This window comes from Acaryochloris sp. IP29b_bin.137, from assembly GCF_028285745.1.
Classification (GTDB): domain Bacteria; phylum Cyanobacteriota; class Cyanobacteriia; order Thermosynechococcales; family Thermosynechococcaceae; genus Acaryochloris.
The window spans coordinates 21,962-27,961 of sequence record NZ_JANQOP010000261.1; the positions used below are offsets into that span (position 1 = coordinate 21,962).

General features: G+C 47.9%; 4 protein-coding genes. 3 read left to right on the forward strand and 1 reads right to left on the reverse strand.

What is annotated here, in order from left to right; all coding sequences use genetic code 11:
• Positions 1 to 683: 683 nt before the first annotated feature.
• The 3 genes from Q0991_RS18670 (at position 684) to Q0991_RS18680 (ending at position 3,146) form a co-directional block, all read left to right on the forward strand.
• Positions 684 to 1,055, forward strand: coding sequence for a hypothetical protein (locus Q0991_RS18670; RefSeq protein ID WP_299491270.1), 372 nt, complete (start codon positions 684 to 686; stop codon positions 1,053 to 1,055).
• A gap of 158 nt (positions 1,056 to 1,213) precedes the next feature.
• Complete coding sequence (gene wecB / locus Q0991_RS18675) at positions 1,214 to 2,329, forward strand: UDP-N-acetylglucosamine 2-epimerase (non-hydrolyzing) (RefSeq protein ID WP_299491273.1); 1,116 nt, start codon at positions 1,214 to 1,216, stop codon at positions 2,327 to 2,329.
• Positions 2,330 to 2,495: 166 nt separating this feature from the next.
• Positions 2,496 to 3,146 carry a DUF3386 domain-containing protein gene (locus Q0991_RS18680; RefSeq protein WP_299491275.1) on the forward strand — a complete coding sequence of 217 codons (651 nt, stop codon included), beginning with the start codon at positions 2,496 to 2,498 and terminating at the stop codon, positions 3,144 to 3,146.
• Between the two features lie 147 nt (positions 3,147 to 3,293).
• Here the strand turns inward: Q0991_RS18680 and Q0991_RS18685 are convergent, their stop codons facing one another.
• The gene (locus Q0991_RS18685; RefSeq protein ID WP_299491277.1) at positions 3,294 to 5,453 is read right to left on the reverse strand and encodes a hypothetical protein; all 2,160 of its coding nucleotides are present in this window, start codon (positions 5,451 to 5,453) and stop codon (positions 3,294 to 3,296) included.
• Between the last annotated feature and the right edge of the window lie 547 nt (positions 5,454 to 6,000).

Sequence of the window (6,000 nt, forward strand, 5' to 3'; positions counted from 1 at the left end):
AGAAAAGCCCCCATAATTTCCAACGATCACCCGCAAATGCTGATCAATAATATAAGGCTGCAATCTACATAAGGGGAGTTTTCACCTGCTTAGCTCCTGGCAATTTAGTAGAAGGAACGCTGCATCAAAGGAGACAGAACCAGACTCTGCAATTTTCAAAATAATTTGATGCGTAATAGGAATATATACGTAAGCATTAATACTTATCCAATTATTCTATTTACAATAAAAATTTTGTGTATGAGGCGTTAGTCAGGGATGCAATGTGATCAATGGAAAGCTTCTAGGGCAAGAGACTTGCAATATTTTTGTTGCTGACGTCAATCAACAAGGTCAATCGATAGGAAAAAACTGAGAGAAAGAATGGGAAATATTAATAAAGTTAATGATGGGGATCAATATTTAACTGTTGATATATCAATTAATTTTGTGTCGATCTCAAGCGATTAAAATCCCTGTAATCTTTATCTGCCAATTCTTGTGAGACTTTAAAGAGTTAAAAAATTAAAGGGAGATTTTGGTGTTATGAAAATTAAACGAGGCTTGCAGTGGGTCCTTCAATGTAAATAATGTTGAACAATCAGCCAATTTTGAAGCTTCCATTCTATATACTAAGAAAACTTGAATTAAAACTTTGACGATATCTCTATTGTTATCGCTGTTGGTTGGCGGGAGGAATAAAAATGACATTGGCTGAAGCTTCTCACTTAAAGCAACATAGCTTTATGTTCATCGTAAAGAGCTTTTTAATCTGGACATTTACACTGACCGTTTGTTGGCTCGTGGTGGGATTTCCCTTAGTGGTTCTGATGGCAACGGGCGGGGCGTTAGCGGCGGTTGCTTTACAGGCCGTTTTCCCCATGAGTGCTGTGGCCTTAGTTGCTGGCGGTATTCTGGCTGCAAATGCTTTAGCCATTATGGTCGCGGCTGCTATGCTCACCTTCAAGGGCATCCATCCCCATGAAGTGCGCTGGCTAAGATGGCTTAACGGCAAAGCCAATCCTGTTAGTAGCACCGTTTATGCTGCATGTCCTCTAACCTGCGATCGCATCTAGTGCTATCGTTAATCTCTAGAATTTAATCTTGAATAAAAGAGGCGTAGTTTTAACTACGCCTCTTTTCTGTTAAACCCTTTATTGCAGGTTATCGCCCGGTTATATGCCGGGTTTTTCAGTAGTATGGACCCTAGGTCTGCCGAGTAACATCACCACTCATGTCACATTCCCCTCAAACTATCTGCATTGTCCTAGGAACCCGCCCTGAAGCCATTAAGCTCGCGCCCGTCATCCAGGCCTTTCAGTCCAACCCTCACTTCACCACCCAAGTGTTGTTGACGGGACAACATAAAGAAATGGTGGATCAAGTGATGCAGATCTTTGAGATCACCGCTGATCACAACTTAGACATCATGCAGCCTCAGCAAACCCTTGCGGATATCACGTGTCGGAGCTTACAAGGCTTACAAACCCTGTTAGCAGCGCTTCAGCCTCAAGCAGTTTTAGTGCAAGGAGATACCACCACCGCATTTGCGGCTGCCCTTGCCGCGTTTTATCAGCAAATTCCCGTGGGGCATGTTGAAGCCGGCTTACGCACCGACCATATCTATAACCCTTATCCAGAAGAAGCCAACCGCCGCCTAATCTCTCAAATCACACAGCTCCACTTTGCACCCACGCCCCAAGCAGTAGCAAATTTGGAAGCTTCTGGGGTCACTGGGAGCATCCACCATACTGGCAATACCGTGATTGATGCGCTGCTTACGGTCGCCCAAAAGCAGCCCTCCTGCAACATTCCCAACCTTGACTGGGAAAAATATCGAACCATTTTGGCAACCGTCCATCGCCGGGAAAATTGGGGAGATCCCCTCCAGGACATTGCCCAGGGATTCCTGCAAATTTTAGACACGTTTCCAGACACAGCATTGGTCTTGCCACTCCATCGAAATCCAACCGTCCGAAAGCCATTGCAGGCGATCTTGGGACAGCACCCACGCATCTTTTTAACGGAACCTTTAGACTACACTGACCTTGTGGGTGCGATACAGCGCTGCCACCTATTGATAACGGATTCCGGAGGCTTACAGGAAGAAGCCCCCAGTCTAGGCAAACCGGTTTTAGTGTTAAGAGAAACTACGGAAAGACCTGAAGCGGTCACTGCAGGCACCGCCAAACTCATTGGCACAAACACCGCAACGATTGTTACAGAAGCGAGTCACCTCTTAAACCATGATCAGGCGTATAACGCGATGGCCAAAGCCATTAATCCGTTCGGCGATGGTCATGCGTCTGAGCGGATCGTCGCGGCGGTTCAAAACTTCTTGGGCCTCTAAAATAGAGAGGATGCAAACCACCGATTGACGGTTGAAAGGAATAAAGCATCTCACCCTAATGACCTAGAGATATGACCACCTCAAATGCCATAATGGCGTTGATTGAGCAATAGATTAGTCTAGACTAAAAGTCTAAGGCATGACGACAGTAAGGAGACTGCATGTAATGGCCGCCCAGACCCAAGCTCGTGATTTATTTCGTGCAGCTTATGAAAATCGCTATACCTGGGATGGGGATTTTCCGGGCTACGTTGCTGACGTTGAACTCAGACAAGGGGATGAGGTCCACACTGGTCAGGTTCGCATCAATTCTGATTTGGGGGTTGAGGTTACAGACGTTGCCGATGAAACGGTTCAAGAGTCTCTTTACACCCAAATGCGGGATGTGGTTACCCACCGTAAGCATACCCCTTTTGAAAAAGCCCACGGCTCTAGCAAATTTACCTTAGGCAAGCTCGACCCATCGGGTTCCCAAGAGATTATTGTTGAAGGGGACGCCATGGGATCAAATTATTGTGTGCGCGATCAACAGATTGCTTTGGTGAGTCGAGTCATGGGTCGGATGGCCTTTATTATTCATCACAAAAAAAGCTTAGAAACGGGTTCAGGATACATTTCTTCCGATTATTCGGCAGTTTTTCGCAATCCCAAAACCAATGAAATTATTCGGCAAATGGAATTTGAGGATACCTATGAACCCATCGGAAATTATTACGTCTTGACTCGGCAAATCGTCCGCACTCACGAGCAAGGGGAAACCATACTGACCGATATTCAGTTTTCCAACGTTAAGCTATTGCAACCTGCTGCTGTTTAGTGCCCCAGAACCTCCTGCTCCTCTAGGCAAATCAGCATTGATCCAGAACAACTAGATGCCGTTGAATCAATCCACCTGCGCTATCTTCCCATCAGATATGAGTGCCAAACAAAGCTCTAACCCTTAGGGAATAACGTCGGATGAAGTTTAACCGTTATTGACGGTCGTCCGAAATCGGAGCAAACCATAGGAGTTATTGGGCATCCCCTGCCCCGTTGATCGGGATAAATGATTGAGGTTTGGTAAGCCTGACCCTGGATTGCCCGTCAAATCCAGAATAAGGATGCCATTCTCATTCGGTCCACTCAAATTACATGCCCTGGCAGGGACAACCCCTGATACAAACTGTGTGCGATCGCTACTATCCGGGGCAGCCGTTTGCGCAAAGACGGGACTTGCACCCAATTGCAATTCCGCATCTGCACCTGCTGTAAAAGCGGCGGGTTGGAAGGTTTGTCCATTTTGAATGCGATCGCAAATCTGTACCTCAAAAGCAGGACTCCCCCCCGCATTCAAAAAATAGATCGTGTACTCTATTTCATTGCCAGGGCGAACAAGCCCTGCGTTCAAAGCCCCCTTAAGATAATCGCTTGGCCAACCAGACGCATTGTCATCTTGTTGAGTCGGATCATCAACAAATAGGTTGAGGGGCGTATTGTCATTGGGATTGGCGGTTCGGTTGCCGTTAATCGCGGTAATCCGCTTGACCAACAACAATTTAGGGGTGGAACAACTGGCCCCAGAATGGGTTCCAGGAATATCATCTGGATCAATTAGACGGTCCTGGCCTCCTTGCCCTGGTTCTGCCCCAAACGGATCTTGGCTCGTGGTTGACGTTCCGTTGAGACCGGGTTGCACATTTACAACAGGGGCACTATCCGGGGCAGCATATAAAACAAAACCACCCCCACCGCCGCCACCTGGACCATGACTGTTAATGTTGTCTGGGCCTGGTCCCTGAGTTGGCCAAGCGTCAGCACCATTGCCGCCTCGGGTATTGATGGTGAGCGTACCTAAACCACCCCGTTGAGTCGTCACCAAAACACTACCGCCTGCACCCCCGCCGCCACCGCCATCATTGGCAGGATTAATTCCAGACTCACCATTGGCATTGATCGTCCCAGTGCCAATTAAGGTTTGAGTGCGGATCAAGACCATACCGCCTCCGCGTCCCCCACTACTTTGGATGCCAGAACTATTATTGCGAGTGCCCGCTCCTCCGCCACCGCCCATGACCAGACGTTGAGCAGATCCCAAGAATGCTGCTCCACCGAACCCACCATAGGGTTCATTCGAAAACCAAGCATTGCCGCCCCTGCCGCCGCGACCTCCGTTACTGCCGCCGCCACCGCCAGTATTTTGGTCGTTGCCGACCACATTACCATCATTTCCGCCTCCTCCCGCATTGCCAGGTGCTCCCCGAGCATGGCTGCCATTGGGATAGCCTTCAATACCTGTATTAATCAAATTGGGAGAACCGTCATACATAAAGCGGGGGGAACCCGAAATTCCTTCCCCTTTGGAGGCATGAAAGTTGTATGTCGATAAGTTGCGGTAGTCGGTGTCTGCTCCAACCCCGGTGGGTCCTCCAGGGAGCTGTCGCCCCCCGCCTCCGCGAAACCCTAAACCGCTCACATTGATCGTGTTGCCATTCATATTGAGCTGCCCGCTGATATCCACAGCTAAAACCCCGCCCACAGATCCGTTCCAGGGCAAGGCAGTCAGGCCCGCCCCCAGGGTTCTGTCACGATATTGAGGCACTCGCAAAATTTGATAGCGTTGTTGGCCTTGAGGACCGAAGTTCTGATTTCGATAGGTGTGAATCAATCCGCTATTGCTTCCTTCACCTACGAAGGTCAGGTTGCCCCCTCCTAAAGGCACAGAGCTGGTTGCAACGATATATTCAAAAGCGCCAGCACTATTTAGAGCGCTGGCACCACTACCGGGGTCACCCGGAACGCCATTTCCATAGGAACTGGTATTGCTACCATTAATTGAGGCATCCTGCATTTGAATGATCATAAGCAAGTCACCCGCTTGAATCGGCGTTGTGGCCCCCTGCGCCCCTCCTAAGGTAATGGCCGTTGCACCTGCATTGAGATTACCGTTACTGCTTGATGAGAAATAGGTATTTACAATCCCCGTCATCGTTCCAGCCCCATCTTGACCCGGTGTGCCACAACCCGGTGAGATTTGAGCCACAGAAGGCTGTGTTTGCCAAAATAAGTTGGATATGCTGAAGATAATGATGGCAAAAAGGATCAGATATCCTCTGAGGCAAGATTGGGCTAATCGGCTTCGGTTCATAGGACGTCAATCTGCAAGTCAGTAACCATTAAGGAGCAACAACGATAGAACCCCAGACCTGCAAAGTTGGAGACAACTTGGGGTTTATCTCAGCATCCCAAGCGTCATAAACTCGCAGTTGTTATAAACTCACTGAACTAAAGCTCACCCCAACAAATTCATGGTTTTTGGGAATAGGAATAACAGCCTTATTTCGGGCGCAAATGTAATGCCCCGAAACCTAAACAGTCGCTATATTAATAGATTTCCCAATCACAGTAGATAATTTACTGTGGCAGTAGATAATTTATGGTTTAGGGTTAGACCTGAACCATCCTAAGGTAGCGAACCCTCAAAATAGCAACGTATCTGGTGGTGTGTCCTGATCCAAAAGTTTAGATCTAGTGCTGTTGTTGACTGTTTAGGTCAAGCTGCCCTAGAGTCTCCCTCTCAACCTTATGTAGAAAATATGAAGTGGTCCCCATTGGTTGGACAATTTTGAGGGGTCGCTAAGCTCTGAACAAAAGACCTATGTTTAACTTGTTCCACGAGTATTACACAGGTGAAT